This window comes from Phytohabitans maris (genome assembly GCF_031085175.1).
In the GTDB taxonomy this organism is placed as follows: domain Bacteria; phylum Actinomycetota; class Actinomycetes; order Mycobacteriales; family Micromonosporaceae; genus Phytohabitans; species Phytohabitans maris.
The window spans coordinates 151,617-170,089 of sequence record NZ_JAVHUY010000015.1; the positions used below are offsets into that span (position 1 = coordinate 151,617).

Annotated in this window: 16 protein-coding genes; 10 read left to right on the plus strand and 6 right to left on the minus strand. The window is 73.9% G+C overall.

Annotation, left to right across the window (positions count from 1 at the left end):
* The first annotated feature begins 206 nt into the window (after positions 1-206).
* On the plus strand, positions 207-1,934 hold the full coding sequence (locus RB614_RS17895; protein WP_308713661.1) for a substrate-binding domain-containing protein: 1,728 nt from the start codon (positions 207-209) through the stop codon (positions 1,932-1,934).
* A gap of 131 nt (positions 1,935-2,065) precedes the next feature.
* Here the strand turns inward: RB614_RS17895 and RB614_RS17900 are convergent, their stop codons facing one another.
* A complete protein-coding gene (locus RB614_RS17900; protein ID WP_308713662.1) occupies positions 2,066-2,641 on the minus strand; it encodes an NADPH-dependent FMN reductase in 576 nt (191 codons plus the stop codon).
* Positions 2,642-2,732: 91 nt separating this feature from the next.
* Between RB614_RS17900 and RB614_RS17905 the strand changes: the two genes are divergently transcribed.
* Genes RB614_RS17905 through RB614_RS17915 form a run of 3 tightly spaced genes read left to right on the plus strand, consistent with a single transcriptional unit; the run spans position 2,733 to position 4,188 of the window.
* Positions 2,733-3,248, plus strand: coding sequence for a MarR family winged helix-turn-helix transcriptional regulator (locus RB614_RS17905; protein ID WP_308713663.1), 516 nt, complete (start codon positions 2,733-2,735; stop codon positions 3,246-3,248).
* A gap of 22 nt (positions 3,249-3,270) precedes the next feature.
* A complete protein-coding gene (locus tag RB614_RS17910) occupies positions 3,271-3,747 on the plus strand; it encodes an OsmC family protein (protein WP_308713664.1) in 477 nt (158 codons plus the stop codon).
* A 6-nt stretch (positions 3,748-3,753) separates the two neighbouring features.
* Positions 3,754-4,188 carry a hypothetical protein gene (locus RB614_RS17915; RefSeq protein ID WP_308713665.1) on the plus strand — a complete coding sequence of 145 codons (435 nt, stop codon included), beginning with the start codon at positions 3,754-3,756 and terminating at the stop codon, positions 4,186-4,188.
* 927 nt (positions 4,189-5,115) lie between these two features.
* On the opposite strand, the gene RB614_RS17920 is transcribed toward RB614_RS17915, so the two are convergent.
* From RB614_RS17920 to RB614_RS17930, 3 genes are read right to left on the minus strand one after another with little or no spacing between them, the layout of a single operon-like run.
* Positions 5,116-7,365 (minus strand): FtsX-like permease family protein, encoded by a 2,250-nt coding sequence (locus tag RB614_RS17920; protein WP_308713666.1) that lies wholly within the window; start codon positions 7,363-7,365, stop codon positions 5,116-5,118.
* Positions 7,362-8,057 (minus strand): ABC transporter ATP-binding protein, encoded by a 696-nt coding sequence (locus RB614_RS17925; protein WP_308713667.1) that lies wholly within the window; start codon positions 8,055-8,057, stop codon positions 7,362-7,364. The genes RB614_RS17920 and RB614_RS17925 overlap by 4 nt, the downstream gene beginning before the upstream one ends.
* Positions 8,054-8,578: a PadR family transcriptional regulator gene (locus RB614_RS17930; RefSeq protein ID WP_308713668.1), complete on the minus strand. Its 525-nt coding sequence runs from the start codon at positions 8,576-8,578 to the stop codon at positions 8,054-8,056. Before RB614_RS17930 ends, RB614_RS17925 begins: the two co-directional genes overlap by 4 nt.
* Before the next feature lie 146 nt (positions 8,579-8,724).
* Here RB614_RS17930 and RB614_RS17935 point away from each other — a divergent pair, with 146 nt between their 5' ends.
* The 6 genes from RB614_RS17935 (at position 8,725) to RB614_RS17960 (ending at position 14,234) form a co-directional block, all read left to right on the plus strand.
* On the plus strand, positions 8,725-9,723 hold the full coding sequence (locus tag RB614_RS17935; protein WP_308713669.1) for a helix-turn-helix transcriptional regulator: 999 nt from the start codon (positions 8,725-8,727) through the stop codon (positions 9,721-9,723).
* Between the two features lie 63 nt (positions 9,724-9,786).
* Positions 9,787-11,046: an SGNH/GDSL hydrolase family protein gene (locus RB614_RS17940; RefSeq protein WP_308713670.1), complete on the plus strand. Its 1,260-nt coding sequence runs from the start codon at positions 9,787-9,789 to the stop codon at positions 11,044-11,046.
* 77 nt (positions 11,047-11,123) lie between these two features.
* Positions 11,124-11,915: an alpha/beta hydrolase gene (locus RB614_RS17945; RefSeq protein ID WP_308713671.1), complete on the plus strand. Its 792-nt coding sequence runs from the start codon at positions 11,124-11,126 to the stop codon at positions 11,913-11,915.
* Between the two features lie 42 nt (positions 11,916-11,957).
* On the plus strand, positions 11,958-12,701 hold the full coding sequence (locus RB614_RS17950) for a hypothetical protein (protein WP_308713672.1): 744 nt from the start codon (positions 11,958-11,960) through the stop codon (positions 12,699-12,701).
* 47 nt (positions 12,702-12,748) lie between these two features.
* Positions 12,749-13,969, plus strand: a complete 1,221-nt coding sequence (locus RB614_RS17955) for a DNA polymerase domain-containing protein (RefSeq protein WP_308713673.1) — start codon at positions 12,749-12,751, stop codon at positions 13,967-13,969.
* A gap of 136 nt (positions 13,970-14,105) precedes the next feature.
* Positions 14,106-14,234 (plus strand): zinc-binding dehydrogenase, encoded by a 129-nt coding sequence (locus RB614_RS17960; protein ID WP_308713712.1) that lies wholly within the window; start codon positions 14,106-14,108, stop codon positions 14,232-14,234.
* Here the strand turns inward: RB614_RS17960 and RB614_RS17965 are convergent.
* On the minus strand, positions 14,226-16,412 hold the full coding sequence (locus RB614_RS17965; RefSeq protein WP_308713674.1) for an immune inhibitor A domain-containing protein: 2,187 nt from the start codon (positions 16,410-16,412) through the stop codon (positions 14,226-14,228). The genes RB614_RS17960 and RB614_RS17965 overlap by 9 nt on opposite strands.
* A gap of 104 nt (positions 16,413-16,516) precedes the next feature.
* The gene (locus tag RB614_RS17970) at positions 16,517-18,301 is read right to left on the minus strand and encodes a VanW family protein (RefSeq protein ID WP_308713675.1); all 1,785 of its coding nucleotides are present in this window, start codon (positions 18,299-18,301) and stop codon (positions 16,517-16,519) included.
* Positions 18,302-18,473: the final 172 nt, after the last annotated feature.

Below are 18,473 nucleotides of genomic sequence, written 5' to 3' on the forward strand. Positions count from 1 at the left end.
GCGGACCGCGAGGGGGTAACGGGACATGGCCAGACATCGACCGGGGCGTGCGGTCTCCAAATCTTGGTACACGGGCCGGAGCGCGCTCGCCACTCACGGTCACCGATTCTTAGTTAAAACTTTCCTCTCGGTAACGTTCCACCGAACGGACGTGGCAATGGGCCGTTCGGCTCAGCAGGATGGAGCGCGTGCCTGGCCGTCATCGCATGCGAGAACGTATCCCCGCGGCGGGCGCCATCGCGGCGGCGGTGGCGCTCATTGTCGTCGTGGGTGGGTCCTACTTCGGATACCGGGAGCTTTCCGGCGACAAATGCAGCGGGCAGGTGAAGCTGACCGTCGCCGCGCCACCGGAGCTCGCGGACGACGTCCGCACCGCCGCCGATGCCTGGGTCGCCGAGGGCGCCTCCGCCAACGGCGTGTGCGTGGGCGTGGAGGTGAGCGACACCAACCCGGTCGACCTGGCCGCCGCGCTCGCCGCCAAGCACGGCGTCGCACTGACCGGCGTGGGCGGGGCGAGCGGCAGCACCACGATCCCGGACGTCTGGATCTCCGACTCCTCGATCTGGCTGCACCGGCTCCGGGCGGCGGCCCCCGGGTTCACGCCCACCGACGGCGCGTCGGTCGCGCTCAGCCCGGTGGTGCTGGCGATCCCCGAGCCGATCGCGAAGGGCCTCGGCTGGCCGGAGAAGAAGCCCGGCCTCTCCGCCCTGCTCCAGCAGATCCTCGGCGGCAGCGGGCTGCGTGCCGGCATCGTCGAGCCGACCCGCGACGCGGCCGGGATGGCCGGCCTGCTCGCGCTCGCCGCGGCCGCGCGCCAGAGCGGCGGCGACGCCCAGCAGACCCAGACCGCGGCGCTCCGGCTGCTCGCCGCCGGCCGCTCCGCGGTGAGCGAGGACCTGACCGCGAAGTTCCCGCAAGCCACCGACCAGGCCTCGCTCACCTCCGGGCTGAGCGTCGCGGCACTGTCCGAAGAGGACGTGATCCGCTACAACGCGAAGAAGCCGCCGGTACCCCTGGCCGCCATCTACCTCGACCCGGCGCCGCTTCCGCTGGACTACCCGTACGCGGTGATGCCCGGCACCGACCCGGACAAGGCCGCGGCGGCCGACTCGCTGCACAAGGCCCTCAACGCCGCCACGTTCCGGGACCGGCTCGGCGCGCTGGGCCTGCGCTCCCCGGACGGCGCCGGCGGCAGCGGCTTCTCGGTGCCCTCCGGCGGTCCCGCCAAGACCGCGGCGCCGGCCGCGGCGGGCAAGGGCGGGGCGCCCGACACAGCGGTCGTCGACACCGCGCTCTCCACCTGGACGGCGGTGACCGCGCCGGCCCGGATGCTCGCCGTCTTCGACATCTCCGGCACGATGCGCGGCCCGGTACCGACCGCCGGCGGCGCCACCCGCATGGAGGTCACCAAGGAGGCCGCCCGCCGGGGCCTGGCCCTCTTCGGCGACGACTGGGCGGTCGGCGTGTGGGTCTTCTCCACCAACCTCGGCGGTGGGCGGGACTGGCGCGAGATCGCGCCGATCGGGCCGCTCTCCAGCACCCGCGCCGAGCTGCAGCAGAAGATCGCGGCGATCCAGCCGAAGCAGAACGGCGACACCGGCCTGTACGACACGCTCGCCGCCGCATACGAGACGGTGCAGGACGGGTGGCAGGCCGGCCGGGTCAACTCCGTGCTCATGCTGACCGACGGCATCGGCAACGACGACCCCGACGGCGGCCTCTCGCTGCCGGCGCTGCTCAACCGGCTGGAGGAGCTCAAGGACCCGAAGCGGCCGATCCAGGTGATCATCCTGGGCCTCGGCGACAAGGTGAGCCGGGGCGACCTCGACCAGATCACCAAGACGACCGGTGGCGGCGTGCTGATCGCCAAGGACCCGGCGCAGATCGGCGACGCGTTCCTCAAGGGCATCTCGCTCCGCCCGACCGGCGGCTGAGCCGAGGCCCACGTGGTGGTGCCCGGCGTCCTCTGTGGACGCCGGGCGCACGCGTCGCCGGGAGGCTCAGTCAGGCCGGCTACCGAGAGCACCGTGGCCTGGTCGTGGCGGGTGCCGGCGGGACCTGGCCGCTAGGCGGGGACGGCGGCCTCGCGTACCGACCGCAGGGCGGCGCTCCAGGCCACGACCTGGTCGAGCATCACGCCGAGCTGCTGCTCCTGCATCGGCGACGGGGTGAGCACCGTGAAGTTCTCGAAGTCGGTGAACAGGCTCAGCGACACCTGGGCCCGTACGTCGGCGATCTGCAGCTCGCCCACGACCAGGCGCAGGTGCTCGACGGCCCGCGCGCCACCGGCCCCGCCCCCGTACGACACGAAGCCGGCCGCCTTGTTGGTCCACTCGTTGTAGACGAAGTCGATCGCGTTCTTCAGCGCGCCGGAGGTCGAGTGGTTGTACTCGGGCGTGACGAAGATGTACCCGTCGAAGCTGTCGACGGTGCGCGCCCACTCCTGGGTGTGCGCGTGCGCGTAGACGCCGCGCGAGGCGGGGACCTCCTCGTCCAGGTGCGGGAGGTTGAAGTCCTTGAGGTCGACCAGCTCGAACTCGGCGTCGGTGCGCTGGCTGGCGATCCCGTGCACCCAGCGGGCGACGCTCTCCGCCTTGCGACCGGGGCGGGTGCTGCCGATGATGATGCCGATCTTGGTCATGTGCCTGTCCTCGATGTCGTCAGGTTGACGTGTCACCCGCACTCTACGCACACTGGGGTTGATGCATCAACCGCCCCGTAGGATTGGTCACATGACCGGCACCGCCGAGTGGCTCGACGACCGAGAGCAGCGCACCTGGCAGGCGTTCCACGACATGCAGGTGCTGCTCTGGCGTCGGCTCGGCCACCACCTGGCCCGGGAGTCCGGCCTCTCCGAGCCCGACTACGCGGTGCTCACCGCGCTCGCCGCCGCACCCGGCGGCCGGATGCGCCCGTTCGAGATCAGCGTCGTCACCGACTTCGAAAAGAGCCGCCTGCACCACCACCTGACCCGGATGGTCGAGCGCGGCCTGGTCACCCGCGAGCCGTGCCTGGACGCCCCGCGCGGCGCCGAGATCGCCCTCACCGCGGCCGGCCGCGACGCCATCGAGAGCGCCGCGCCGCAGCGGGCCGAGCACGTGCGCCGGTGGCTGCTGCAGCAGCTCACCAAGGAGCAGCAGGACGCGCTCGCCGAGATCTCCGAGGCGGTGCTGGCCAACCTGCGGGCGGCCGGCCGCCCCAGCCTCGGCGGCCAGGACGAGGAGCCCTGCTCGCCGCCGTCGTGCTGACCCGCGCCCTTACCATCTGGCCATGGGACGGACGCACTCCTACGCGGTCGCCGTGCGGTGGACCGGCGACCGCGGCACCGGCACCAGCGGATACCGGGACTACGGCCGCGACCACGACGTGGAGACCGAGGGCCGGCCCGGCATCGCGGGCAGCTCCGACCCCGCGTTTCGCGGCGACAAGAGCCGCTGGAACCCCGAGCTGCTGCTCGTCGCCGCCCTCGCCGAGTGCCACATGCTGGCGTACCTGCACCACTGCGCGGTGGCCGGCGTCGTCGTCACCGGCTACACCGACAGCGCGCTCGGCACGATGGCGCAGGAGGGAAACGGCGGCCACTTCACCGAGGTCGTCCTCCGCCCGCGGGTCACGGTCGCGTCGCCCGGCATGGTCGACGCCGCGGTACGCCTGCACGCGGACGCCCACCGCGACTGCTTCATCGCCAGCTCGGTCAACTTTCCGGTGCGGCACGAGCCCGACGTCCAGGCCGAGCCGGTAAGGTAGCCGGCCGTGCTGCTGGAGGCCATCGCGGACATCGCCACCCACGAGGTGACGCTGGCACCCGGCGACCCGCACGCCGAGGCGGCCAACACCCACTGGCTCGACGCCCCGTCGGTCGAGCGCGCCCTCCTGACGGTGCGGGAGGTGGTCGCCGCCTTCGACGCGACGGTGGCCGCCCTCCGCGCCCGGGTCCACGGCCCCGCCGTCTTCTACGTCTGGCACGACGACCGTGCCGGCCAGCTCCGCTGCGGCGTCACCTCGCGCCCGCCGGCCGACCTCCCGTTCGGCGCGGACTACCGGCTGACCGGCGACCTCACCCAGATCGTCGCGGCCTACCTCCTGGCCGACCCGAAGTCGGCCGTCCCACCGGAGCTGGAGCTCACCGCCGACGACCCCGCGCCGGTCGACGACCCACCCCTGCTGGTCTGGACCCACTCCCTCTAGACATCGCTTCGGGGCGGGTCACGGCCCGAACGTTTCCTCAGCCAGATGTGCCCCGGTCCGCGCCAGCTGCGGACCGTTTGCGCGGGGTCCCCGGGGAAACGTGGAGCGCGGCGGAGCGTTTTCTTGGGGTGCATTCCCGCGGGCACCGCTGCGGCCGGCGGCTCGCTTGCGCTCGCCGGGATCCCCGGCCTCCGCTGCCGGCTCCGCACGGGGTTTGCGCGCGCTGTCCGCCGGACCCGAGGCGTTCGTGCGCGGAGCTCTGGAGCTGCCCGCGCAGACGGGGCACCTCGCCCTCCGAGTTCCGCGCCTCCTACCCCGTTCCACCGCTACCAGCGGATGGGGGCCCGCCCGCCTGATCTACTGCGCGCCGCTCGCGGGATGGGCGGGTTACCGCAGAAACCTGGTTTCTGTCCGGATCTTTGAAGTGGGCGCACAGGCGGGGCAGCTCGAGAGCTTCCCGCACGCACGCATCCGTCCGTCCGGCGGTGGGTGAGGTGTCGTGGCGCGCAGAACCCTGGACGGCCGCGCTGGCTCCCCGCGGGGGCCGGGGTGAGACCGCGGGACGCGGACGGTGCGGCCGCGGGAGCAACGGTCTGGACCACGACGGGCATCGCGGTAGCTCATGCCTTGGAATAGATCCTCTAGGGGCCGCGTCGTCCGAGTTTGTCCACGGCTGTTGGGCCGTAAGCCTTTTCCTGATCGGCGTGGGAGGGCAGGGTTTCGTACGGCTTGCCCTGCGTCGAATCCGGTCGGCGTACGGTGATCGTGGTATTCCGGTGCCCCCTGCGGGGCACTGGAGTACCACGATCTCGGCGGACGGCCTGGATCTGGTCATTGTTCGCGTGGGCCGCGGGGCGAACGGACGGGTTGGATCCGCTCGAGACCGCCAGCGGTCGAAGCCACCCTGATCCGGCACCCGTCCCGGCCCTACTCGGTGCGGAGGCCGTCGGGGCGCATGAGGCGCCACAGCGGGGGGAGGCTGAGCAGCGTGACCGCGGCCATCACCGCCGCCGCGAGCGCCACGGAGAGACCGACCACGTCCCAGCTGACCGAGATCGTCACGCTGACCATGCGCAGCAGCGCCGCGCCGAGCGCCAGCCCGAACCCGACCGCCAGGACCAGGCCGAGCAGCACCGGTACCACCGTCTGCCAGACCACCGACCAGGCGAGCGTGCCGCGGCGGGTGCCCACCGCGACCAGCATGGCGAGCAGGCGGCGGCGTTCCCGGAGCTGTTCCAGGACGCCGACCAGCAGGCTGGCCCCGACCAGCAGGAGGGTGACCACCGCGCCGATGTAGAGGCCGCGGCGGATGTTGGTGAAGCGGCGGGCCTCCTCGGTCTCGGACACCTCGCTGACGTACGCGAGCGGGGTGACCGCGGCGGCGGCGTTGCGGACGCGTTCGATGGCGTCGGGGTCGGTGCTGTCGGTCCGCACGTACACGCCGGCGGTCAGCGGGCCGAGCCGGCCGGCGTCGAGCGCGGCGGGTGTGGCGAGCACGCCGCGGCGGGTCCAGCCGACCGGGTCGAGGCGCACCTGGACCCGGCGGGCGGCCACCGGCACCGTCCACTGTGGGCCCTGGGCGCCGAACGAGAGCCGGTCGCCCACCGCCACCTCCTCGTTGCTCACGAAGACGTCACCGTCGCCGCAGCCGTCCACATAGGCCAGCTCGGCGAGCGCGGCGCAGTCTCCGATGTAGACCTCGACGATCCGGTCCGGCGTGCCGGCCGGCGTCGCGTCCGCCTGGAGCGTGCCGCTGGCGCGGGTGACGCCCGGTGTGGCGGCGAGGCGGGCCACCGCGTCGATCCCCCCGGCCGGCGGCACGTGCACGTACGCCCGCGCGCGGCCCGGGTCGGCGCCGGTGTCGTGGCGGTACTCGTTCTGCACGCCGGCGAAGAGCATCTGCAGCCCGATCGTGCCGGCGACCGCGACCGCGATGCCGTTGACCAGGCGGGCGGAGGTGGCGCTGTCGACCTGGAGCCGGCGGACGGCGAGCTGCCAGGGGACGGCGCCGCCCCGCATGCGGCGTACCACCAGGTCGATCAGCCACGGCAGGAGGGTGACCGCGCCGATCAGCAGCAGCACCGCGCCAGCCGCGACCTGGTAGCGGCTGTCGGCGGTGGCGGTGCGCACGTTGCCGAAGAGCGGGAACAGCAGGGCGAGGCCGAGCAGCGGCAGGATCAGGCGCCACCAGAGCCGGCGGCGGGCGCCGGTCGCGCGGCGGACCACGCCGAGCGGCTCGAACACCACGCCGCGCAGCGCGACCATGCTCACCACCACCGCGAGGGCCGGCACGGCGAGCGTGATGACCAGCACGGCGGTGCGGCCGGGGCGGACGTCCGCGGCGAAGACGCTGAGGTCCCAGAGCGTGACGAGCGGCACGAGCTGGCGGCCGAGCGCGAAGAGCACCCCGCCGACCGCGACGCCGAGCAGCGCGGCCGCGGCCGCCTCGCCGGCCGCGATCCGCCGGGTCGTCCGCCGGTCGGCGCCGACCAGCCGGAAGGCGGCCATCCGCCGGTCGCGGCGCTCGCCGCCGAAGCGTACGGCCGCGCCGAGGAAGACCGCGATGGGCAGCAGGAGCACTACGAAGATGATCACGACGAGCAGCATGAGGACCGGACCGAAGCCCTCGCTCGGCACGCTCGTGCCGAACCCGTCGACGCGTTTCGCCCGTTCCCCGCTCAGCGTGTCGCTGCCCAGGTAGAAGGCGAGCTCCCGGGGGCCGGCCAGCCCTTCGTCGGCGATCGTGCCGACCACCCGGGCGCCGCCCAGCCGGGGCGCGAAGAGCGGGCCGTCGCCGGACTCCAGCACGTCGCGCAGGGCCGGGGAGACGGCCACCTCGCCGGCGCGGGGGAGCGCGGCCAGCCCCGGCGGCACCGGCGCCCGCAGGCCCTCCGGGCGCAGGACGACGCCCCGCACCGGTACCCCGCGGAACTCGGTGTCGGCCCCGGCGACCAGCAGCGTCGCCGGGCCGGCGGCCAGCTCCTGCCCGCCCCGCGGGTCGCGGGCGTCGCCGCGCGCGGTCCGCGCGTCCAGCGCGGCCGGCACCGCGGCGGCGAGCAGCAGCATGGCCACCCCGATGCCGACGCCGATCGCGGTGAGCACCGTCCGCGTCCACCCGTCGCGCCCGCCCGCGAACGCCAGCCGGGCACCCATCAGCAGGTCGGTCAGGCCCCTCACGACGCCGCCCGGGCCAGGTCGCGGGTGCGGCCGTCGCGGACCACGACCTCCCGATCCGAGTACGCGGCGACCCGCGCCTCGTGCGTCACCAGCACCACCGCCGCCCGCGTCTCCCGGGCGGCCGCCGTGAGCAGGCGCATGACCCGCTCGCCGCCCCGGGAGTCGAGCGCTCCCGTCGGCTCGTCCGCGAAGATCACCTTGGGTGCGGTGACCAGCGCGCGGGCCACCGCGACCCGCTGCCCCTGCCCGCCGGAGACCTCGCCCGGCCGCTTGGCCGCGACGTCGCCGACCTCCAGGCGCTCCAGCCACTCGGCGGCCCGCCGCTCCGCGACCCGGCGCCGGGTGCGCTCCAGGCGCAGCGGCAGCGCCACGTTTTCCAGGCAGGTCAGCTCCGGGACGAGCTGCCCGAACTGGAACACGAACCCGAACTGGCTACGGCGCAGCGCGCTCCGCTCGGCGTCGCCCATCCGGGAGACCTCGCGGCCGTCGTAGCAGACCCGGCCGGAGTCGGGTGGGACGATGCCGGCGAGGCAGTGCAGCAGTGTCGACTTGCCCGAGCCGGAGGGGCCCATCACCGCGACCACCTCGCCCGCGTCGACCTCCATCGAGGCGCCGTCGAGCGCCGGCGTCGCCCCGAACGACTTGCGCAGGTCGTCCGCCACCAGCAGCGCGCGCTCTGCCCTCCCGCTCATGCGGTGACCTCCTTGGCCAGGTCGTCGAGGCGGGCGGCGGTGAGCTCCAGCCAGCGCAGGTCGGCCTCCAGGTGGAAGAGGGCGTGGTCGCAGATCAGCTGCTCGGCGAGGTCGCCGTCGACCTTGCGCCGGGTCAGCTCGCGCATCAGCCGCAGGTGCTCGGCCCGCTGGGAGTCGAGCAGGTCGGCGGCGGGCCGGCCGGTCATCAGCGCGAGCACCACCTTGGCGTACAGGGTGCTCTGCAGGTAGGGCTCCGGCTTTTCCGGCTGGGCGAGCCACCGCGACACGTCGGTCACGCCGGCGTCGGTGATCGCGTACCGCTTGCGCTCCGGCCCGCCGCCCGGCTCCACCCCGTCGACCTCCACGAGGCCGTTCTTGAGCAGGCGGGAGAGCGTGGCGTACACCTGCCCGAAGTGCAGCGGGCGGCTGCGGCCGAACCGCTCGTCGTACGCCCGCTTCAGGTCGTACCCGTGGCGGGGGCTGGACTCCAGCAGCCCCAGGAAGGTCTGTCCGATCGACATGCCGAGCACTGTACACCACAGCTATACACGGCATGTATAGACGGGGTGTAGTCAGGGTGAAGTCCGGTTCCCGACCCGCGCGGGCACCAATCCGCGCCGGGATTCGCAGCGAACTATGGGTGCCTTGACTGGGGGAGGGAGCGGCGATGGACGCCGAGATTCTGGAGGCCGACTGCCTGGCCCACCTGGCCGCCGGCGACCTGCGGCGAGCCGGTGTGGTCGCCGAACGCGGCTACCGGCAGGCGGTCGCGGCCGGCGCACCCGCCACGGTCAGCGGCTGGGCCTTCTTCGGCGGCCTGGTCGCCGCCGCGGCCGGCCACCTGGAGGCGGCCGGGGCGCTGCTGGGCGAGGCGGTCGACGGCTTCGAGCGGGACGACACGTTCCGCTTCCGCCGGCACTGCGCCGCCGCCCTCGCCGCGGTGACCGCGCTCGGCGGCGACCCGGACGAGGCGGCGCGCTGGCTGTCCGAGGTGGACGGTGCCGGCACCGGGCCCGACCGGGTGTCCTGGCCGTGGCGGGAGCTCGCCGGCGCCTGGGTCGCCATGTCCCGCGGCGCCCAGGCCGACGCGGTCGCGGCCGCGCGGCGCGCCGCCGACCTGGCCCGCGCCGCCGGACTGCCCACTGTGGAGGCCGCCGCCCTCTACGACGCCGGCCGGCTCGGCGGCCGCGTCGACCGCAAGCGCCTGGACGCGCTCGCGGCCCGGCTCGGCACGCCGTTCGCGGAGGCGCTCGCCCTGGCCGGGCAGGGGCTCGACCGCTCCGACGGGGGCCCGCTGGCCCGCGCGGCCGAGGCGTTCGAGCGCCTCGGCCAGGACCTGCTGGCCGCCGAGGCGGGCGCGGCCGCCGCCCGCCTGTTTCGGCGCGCGGGGCGCAGAGGCCAGGCCCATCTGGTACGCGAACGCTCCGCCGGCCCGCGCTCGCGCTGCGCGTCGGCCCGCACCCCCATGCTGGTGAACGACGAGGTGGCCGAGCTGCTCACCGCCCGGGAGCGGGAGGTCGTGCTGCTCGCCGCCCACCACAGCAGCCGGCACATCGCGCAGCGGCTGGGGCTGGAGGTCAAGACCGTCAACAACCACCTGGCCCGGGCGTACGCGAAGCTCGGCATCTCCAGCCGCGCCGAGGTCCGCGCCCTGCTGGGCCAGTAGCCGGGCGATGGGCTAGCCTCCTAGGACGGGTTGGTGACAGTGGTGTTGGTTAATCTGGGCGGCATGCTGCTTCGGGGTATCTGTCGGGCGCTGCCCGTCGCCGCGGTCGCGACCCTCCTGGCCACGACCGCGGCCGCGTCGCCCGTGACCGCGCACCAGCGACGCGATCCGGTGCGCTGGACCGGCGGGTGGGGGAGCGCGCTCATCGCGCCCTTCCCGGACTTCTTCGGGGAGCCCAACTGGTCCGGGGGCTTCGACAACCACTCGGTGCGCCAGGTCGTGCGGGTCAGTCGCGGCGGCTCCAGCGTGCGGATCCGGGTGTCCAACGTGTACGGTGACGGGCCGCTGCGGCTCACCGCCGCCACCATCGGCCGTGCGGCGCAGGGCGCGGCCGTCCGGGCCGGCACGGTGCGGCCGGTGACGTTCCGGGGCCAGCGCTCCACCGTGGTGCCGGCGGGCCAGGAGGCCGCCTCCGACGCGGTGCGGCTGCGGGTCTCGCCCCTGGAGCGGCTGACCGTGACGCTCTACTTCGACGGGCCGACCGGGCCGGTCACGTTCCACCCGCTCGCCGTCGCCACCGTCTACCGGGCCAGCGGCGACCACCGCTTCGACACCGACGCCGCCGCCTACGGCGAGACGTCGACCTCGCTGTACTACCTGTCCGGTGTGGACGTCAGCGGCACCACCCGGGGCGGCCAGGGCACGGTGGTGGCGTTCGGCGACTCCATCACGGACGGTGCGATCACCACTGTGGACGCCGACAACCGGTACCCGGACGAGCTCGCCGAGCGGCTCGTGGCGGCGGGCCGGCCGACCGGCGTCGTCAACGCGGGCATCGGCGGCAACAAGGTGCTCAGCGGCGGGCCGGGCTTCGGCGTGGCCGCGGTGGAGCGCTTCCGCCGGGACGCGCTGGGCCAGCCCGGCGTGCGCACCGTGATCGTGCTGGAGGGCATCAACGACATCGGCGGCGGCGAGGCGGTCGGCACGCCGGTCACCGCTGAGCAGCTGATCGCCGGGCACCAGGCGCTCATCCGGGCGGCACACTGGCGCGGCGTCCGGATCATCGGGGCGACGATCACGCCGTCGAAGGGCTGCCCCTACCCCGGGTACGACACGGCGCGGGGCGAGGCGGTGCGGGACGCGGTCAACCACTGGATCCGCACCAGCGGCGAGTACGACGCGGTGTTCGACTTCGACCGGGCGCTGGCCGACCCGGCCGACCCGGACCGGATGCGCGCCGAGTACGACGCGGGCGACGCGCTGCACCCCAACGACGCCGGCATGCGCGCGCTGGCCGAGGCCGTCGACCTCGACCAGCTCTAGGTGAGCTCTGTCCGCGCGTTCGATACACGAAGGCAACGTGCGGGCCGCATGATGACCGGTGAGTGGAGGAGGAGACCATGACGCCGGTCGTCTTCGTGCACGGACTGTGGCTGCATCACACGAGTTGGCAGCCGTGGGTGGACCTGTTCCGGGAGTCCGGCTTCGACCCGGTCGCGCCGCCGTGGCCGGGCGAGCCGGACACGGTCGAGCAGGCGCGGGCCGACCCGGCGCCGATGGGTGGGTTCGGCGTGGGCGAGGTCGTCGACCACTACGCCGCGCTGATCGGCGGGCTCGACGGCAAGCCGGTCGTGGTCGGGCACTCGTTCGGCGGGCTGATCGCGCAGGTGCTGCTCGGGCGCGGGCTGGCCGCCGCGGGTGTGGCGATCGACCCGGCGCCGATCAAGGGTGTGCTGCCGCTGCCGGTCTCCTCCCTGCGGGTCGCCTCGATCGCCCTGCGCAACCCGGCCAACCGCAAGGGCACGGTCGCGCTCACGCCGGAGCAGTGGCGGTACGGGTTCACCAACACGCGTACCGAGGCGGAGGCCACCGAGCTGTACGAGCGGTGCGCGATGCCGTCGCCGGGGCGGCCGCTCTTCCAGGCCGCGTTCGCCAACGTCAACCCGGCCGCGGCGACCAAGGTAGACCTGCTCAAGCCGGACCGGGGGCCGTTGCTGATCACCGCCGGTGGGCAGGACCACACCGTGGCGGAGTCGATCAGCCGGTACACGGCCAAGCTGCACCGCAGGTCGCCGGCGGTCACGTCGGTGAAGGCGTTTCCGGACCGCGACCACTCGCTGACCATCAACAGTGACTGGCGGGAAGTGGCGGACTACGTCCTGGCGTGGCTGAAGGAGCAGGGCCTCCCGTAGCCTGGCGGGGGTCCGGAGCCCCTCACGTACGGAGGATGCGGCGTGATCAAGCCCCGACGGCGCTGGCTGGCCCTGCCGGCCGCGCTGGTCCTGGCCCTGCCGGTGACCGCCTGTGACTCGGCCGGCGACCCGGCCCCGGCGGCCAACCAGCCGGCCGCGACCAGCGCGCCACCGAGCGTGGCCGTGCCCGGCGACACCGGCCTCTACTTCTACCCGCCGGTCGAGGGCGCCACGCTGGAGTACGCGCTGGGTGGCGTGGTCAGCGGCACCAACGCGGTGACCGTCGACCGGGTCACCGACGGCGCCGACGGGCGGGTCGTGACCGTGACCGAGAAAGGGAGCGGGGCGGCCGCCGAGCGGGAGTTCGTGACCGGGCCGGCCGGTGGGCTGGCGGTCGACATCGGGGCGTTCGGCGCCTCGGCGGCCGGCCTCACCGTCAGGGGCACCGGCGAAGACGTGGTGGTGCCGCCGGTCGCCGACCTGGCCGCCGGCAAGAAGGGGACCGGGAGCACGTCCGTCGAGGTCACCGGCCCCGGGCTGGAGGGCGAGCACAAGGTCACGTACACGGTGACGGGCGCCGGGATCGAGACGGTGACCGTGCCGGCGGGCACGGCCGAGGCGTACGCGATCAGCCTGGACCTGGACCTCGGCGAGGGCTTCGCCGGGGTGACCGAGGCGAGCGGGAGGTTTTGGCTCAAGCCCGGCTTCGGCCTGGTCAAGCAGGAGGTGACGATCTCCGGCCTGACCCTGACCACGGAGCTGGCCAAGTCGTCGGTCCCGCTCTGAGCGGGAAGCGGGCGCTGGCGGGCGAGCCGCTCTGAGAGAGTAGGGGCATGTCGAAGCCGGCGGTCCTCGAGGTCGCCGGCCGCGAGGTGACGATCACCCACCCCGACAAGGTGGTGTTCGCGGCCGGCGGTCACACCAAGCTCGACCTGGTCAACTACTACCTGTCGGTGGCCGACGGCGCGCTGCGCGGCGTGCGGGGGCGGCCGATGGTGCTCAAGCGCTTCGTCAAGGGCCTGGACGAGGAGGCGGTGTGGCAGAAGCGGGCCCCGGCCAAGCGGCCCGACTGGATCGAGGTGGCCGAGCTCAAGTACGCCTCCGGCCGCTCCGCCGAGGAGGTCGTGGTCCGCGACGCCGCCGCCCTGGCCTGGGTGGTCAACCTCGGCTGCGTCGACCTCAACCCCCATCCGGTACTCGCCGAGGACCTCGACCGCCCCGACGAGCTGCGGATCGACCTCGACCCCGTGCCGGGCGTGGAGTGGGGGCAGATCGTCGACGTGGCGATGGTGGCCCGGCAGGTCCTCGCCGACCACGGGCTGACCGGGTGGCCCAAGACGTCCGGCTCGCGCGGCTTCCACATCTACGTGCGGATCGAGCCCCGCTGGCTGTACCGGGACGTGCGGCTCGCCGCGCAGACCGTCGCCCGCGAGGTGGAAAACCGGGCGCCCGACCTCGCCACCAGCAAGTGGTGGAAGGAGGAGCGGCAGGGCGTGTTCGTCGACTTCAACCAGAACGCGAAGGACCGCACCGTCGCTTCCGCGTACTCGGTGCGCCCCAACCCGGAGGCCCGCGTGTCGACGCCGCTGGCCTGGGACGAGGTGCCGGGTTGCCGGCCGGAGGAGTTCACGCTGCCGGTGGTCCGCGAGCGCTTCGCGGCCGGCGGCGACCCGTGGCGGGGGATGGACACCGCGTACGGCCCGCTGGACGGGCTGCTGGAGCTGGCCAAGCGGCTCGGCCCGGCGGAGAAGCCGCCCAAGGGGACCGGCCGCCGCCAGTCCACGATGCCGCTGATCGAGATCGCCCGCGCCAAGACCAGAGACGAGGCCATGGCCGGGCTGGACCGGTGGAAGGCCCGCCATCCGTCCACAGTGGAGAAGCTGGCGCCGGCCGACGTGCTCGTCGACGGGATGCGGGGGCGCAGCTCGATCTGGTACCGGATCCGGGTCAACCTCCAGCACGTACCGGAGGGGGAGCGGCCCGAGCAGGAGCCGCTGGAGGTCGACTACGACCCCTGGGAGGGGATGCGCCCGCCCGGCCCCGCCGAGGGCTGAGCGCAGTTCGAGCCGGCGGTCAGCTCGGTCGGGGTGCTCGCCGCGAACGGTGGCGTCGGGGGCTGGCTAGGCTCCTGAACATGGACGCGATTCAGGTTTCCGCGCACGGCGGGCCCGAGGTGCTCACGCTGACCGGCTGCGCTGGGTCGGCGACGGCACCCTCAAGGTGACCGTCGGCGGCCGCTACCCGCTCGCCGACGCGGCAAAGGCCCACGCCGACCTGGAGTCCCGGCGCACCACCGGCAAGCTGCTGCTCCTACCCTGACCGGGCGGCGCCGCCGGGCTGGCGCTTCCCGTTCACCGCCAGCGTGTACGGGGCGTACTGGCTGACCTGCTCGGTCGGCTCGTCGTACGCGACGATCGCGACCACCGTCGGGAAGGGGCGCAGCGCGGCCAGCCGCCCGGGGTCGAGCCGCACCGTGCGGCGGCCGTCGAACTCCAGCTGGAGTGCCACCTTCCGCTTCCCGTCCAGGCCGACGAGGCGCAGGTTCCAGTTGTGCACCCCGGTCGCCCGGATCCGCGTCGGCGAGTCGAACCGGGCCAGGCTCGAGCCGTCGCTGACCAGCGCGCCGCCGAGCCGGACGTCGTCGATGCGCAGGCCGCCCTCGTCGACGCCGGCGTCGCTGACGTACCGGAAGCCGAGCAGCACGCTCCTGCCCGCGTACCGGGACAGGTCGAAGGTATGCGGCTCGAAGCCGTCGGTCGTGCCGTTGAGCGCCGGCCCGAGCGGACCCTCGACGGTCCGGTCCCCGGCCACCGGCGTGTACGTCTTCCCGCCGTCGGTGGAGACCGTCACGTACCCGTAGTCGTAGCCCTCCTCGGCGCCGTACTTGGCCAGCAGCCGCAGCGTGGCCCCGCCGGCCGGGACGGTGACCCGGGTGACCGCGGTGCTGTCGAGGCCGTTGCCGTCGCCGGACCAGAGCACCGGGTCGCCCGGCCGGTCCGGGTCGTCGCGGACGGTGCTCCAGGCGAGCGGGAGCGGCGGCAGCGTACGGGCGCCGTCGAAGCGGATCGAGCGCAGGTCCCGCCCCTCGACCGTGAGCGGCACGTAGTCGGCGCCGTTCGGGGCCGCGCCGGGTGTGGCGTTGACCGCCGGGTTGGCCAGGTTGACGGTCGAGTCGAGGCCGCGGGTGGTGACCCGGCCCTTCGGGACGCCGTAGACGCGGGCGCCGCGGGACGAGGCGAGCCGGTCGAGCAGCACCGCCGACTGGTAGTCGTGGATCACCCGGTACAGGTCGCGCACGCCCTCGGCCTTCAGCGCCGCGGCCACGCTCGCCAGCCCCTGGCGCTTGCCGTCCCGGTGCAGGCGGGCGATGAAGCCGGTGCCGTACCGGTCGTGCAGGAAGAGCATGAACGAGTACGCGTTGCCGTAGTCGGCGAGCGTCGCGTTCGGGTTCGGGCTCTCCTCCCACAGGTTGAGCGAGTTCTCCGGGCCGCCGCACTCGCGCGGGTTCGGGTTGACGTCCGTGCGTACCGTGCCGAAGCCCTGGAAGCAGAAGATGTGGCTGTCCGCGCCGCGCTCGTGGACGGTGGCGCGCGCGTCCACGTACCCGGTGAGCGTCTGCGCGAAGTCGGAGAGCCCCTCGTTGACCCAGACCGTCTCGTCCGGGTCGGCGTAGTACTGGAGCAGGTGCTGCCACTCGTGCGCGAACGTCCCCTCGTACAGGTGGGGGCGGGCCGGCCGGCTGGTGCAGAGGTCGCCGGTGGGGGCGTCCGGCGGGTTGGCGCCGGTGCGGTGCGCCCAGTCGAACGCGTCGATCGTCATCACGTTGCGGTCGAAGAGCTCGTTGAGCTGCGCCGAGAAGAACCCGGCGAGGTACGTGGGGTGGGCCGGGAAGTCGTGGAAGTTGTCGTCCCGCACGTTGTCGACCAGCGTGACGGTGCGGTCGCCGGCGCCGGTGTAGACGCCGCCCGCGCCATCGGCGTCCGGGCCGAGCCGCGCGTTCGTGCCGTCCCGCTCCGGCGGGGTGCTGAAGGCCGCGGTCTCCTTCGGGTAGATGGTGGTGTCGAACTCGTCGATCAGGTCGGCGACCTGCGCGCCGGTGACCTCGGTGCTGCCGGGGTTTCGGGCCCGGCAGTCGCCGTCCGGGAAGGCGAGGTCGTCGGCGACCCACACCTCGACGTGCCGGCCGACGCCGCGCAGCGTGTAGTCCTTGCGGTAGACCTCGCCCGCGACGTCGTCGAGGCCGAGCCACTGCCGCCGCGTGCCGACCGGCGGCGTCTGGGCGGCCTCCCGGGCGCCGGCGCGGGCGCCGGGACGGTACCGCTCGGGCCGGTCGAGCGGCCGGCCGTCGAGCGTGAGGTCCGCGCGGGTCAGCTCCCGGACGTCGTCCGCCGGTCCGGGCGCCGGCCCGGGTTCGGACGGCGCCGCCGACGCGGGGAGCACGGCGAGCGAAAGGAGCAGCGCGGTGGCGGCGGCTGCGAGGGCGCGGCTGCGGGCCATGGATCCCCCTTCGGGTACCGGACGGTGTGGACCGTCACGGTGCGGGATCCTATTTCACGACATGTCCGAATTGCTGTTGCCGCCCAGCGTTTCGTCGCGCGGCTTCAGGCTGGCGGCTTGGCGCAGATGAAGCGCGGCTCCGCCTGGTACGTCCAGCTGAACTTCTCCCGCTTGGTCTCCTTGCCGTCCTTGCGGAAGATCCGCCACGCGTCCTGGCTGAAGCCGGGCAGGCCGCTGGTCTCGAGGCAGTCCGGGCCGGGCTCCAGGTACTTCGTCTGCGGCTGGGTGACGTTGCGCCGCGGCCCCCACTCGGTCTTCACGCTGTCGTAGATCTTCGTGCTCCAGATCGACACGGTGATCGAGCTCGACGTGTACGAGGTGTCGATGAGCACCCCGTACGGCGTGTTGTTGCGGAACCGGAAGTCCAGGTGCGGCGGGTAGATCGTGGACTCGATGACCGCCGGGTAGCGGCTGAAGTAGTACGAGTGCGGCTTGTGCTCGACGTCCTCCAGGCCGGCGTAGTACGTGGCGTTGAAGAGCGTCGTCACGAACTGCGACACCCCGCCGCCCGCGCCCGGCACCAGCTTGCCGCCCACGATCGTCGGCGCGTCCTTGTACCCCTGCGGGTAGCTGCGCTCGCCGGTGTGCGTGTTGAGCGAGAAGGTCGCGCCCGGCATCACGAACGCCCCCTTGGCCTCCTTCGACACCAGCACGATGTTTTGGCTGCGGGCCGAGGAGAGGCCGCCGGAGAACTGGGTGGTGAAGGTCGAGACCTTCTCCTTGACCCCGAGCTTGGCGACGGCCTCCGCGGTCACCTTCGGCTTCGCGGTGGTCATGGTGCCGGCGACGGTACGCCCGTCCGCCTTCGGCAGCACGGCGAGCAGGTCGGTGCTGAGCTTGCCGGTGTCGAGGCGGTGACCGTCGACGCCGGGTACGACGGTGGGCTTGCCGGCCTTGAGCGCCATCGTCGCGTCCTTGGCCGCGACCTCGACCGTGCCGAGCGGGCCGGCGAGCGCGGCGCGCAGCTTCTTCTCGTCCACCCGGGGGTTGATCCGGCCGGTCTTGTCGGCGGTGAGCACCAGGCTCTTCGCGATCGCGGCGGGCGGCACGGTGACCGTGCCCCGCTCGGTGGTCACCGTGACCGGGGCGGCGACGGCCGGCCGGGCCAGGTCGGCGACGAGCTTGTCGACCTGCTCCGCCGAGGTCGCCGGGTGCACCTCCACCAGCGGCACCGGCACCGGGTGGATGCCGAGCCAGCCGTCGCGCAGGGCCTGGGCCGACTTTTCCGCGTCGATGCCCTTGCCGGGCTTGGGATGGACCGCCTTCGGCGTCGTGCCGGAGAACGTCACGGCCGGCATCTTCATCGCCTGCGCGTCCTTGCCGAGCGCGCCGCGCAGCACCTCCTCGGCCTTGGCCGCGTCGACGGTCACCACCGGCGCCACCTGCCGCGAACCGAAGATCCGGCTGAACGGGCCACCGCCGCTCGCCGCCGCGGCGGCCACCGTGGCGTCGACGTCGACCGCCAGCCCCACGTCGGCGGGGTCGATCTCGACCACCCGCTCACCGAGCCGCACCGGCAGCGCCGCCGAGAGCCGCTCGGCCTGGCCCGAAAGGCCGGCGCGGAGCGCGGTCGCGGCGTCCGCCTCGCTCTTGGCGCCCAGCTCGACCCCGAGGACCGTCGTGCCGCGGGGCACCTCACCGGCGTACCCGTAGGCGGCGGAACCACCGACGGCGACGAGGACGGCCGCGGTGATCCCGCCCGCGAGGAAGATCCGCTTTCGCCCGTGCCGCGGCGCGGGCTCCGGAACGTCCGGCTCCGCCGGGCGGCCGACCCGCGCGAACTGGACGGTCTGCGCCTCGTCGGTGAACTGGCTCGGTGGCTGGGTCACGCCGGCAGATGCTACGCGACCCGCGGGCCGCACGGGGCGATGCGGATCGATGGAGTACGGGCGGTGAGCCCCGGGTCACCCGCCGGTGCACCCGCCAGCGGGACCGCATCCAGGCCGAGACGGTAGTTTGGCGCGATGGCTGACCTCGCACCCAGCGGCCACGGTCACTCGC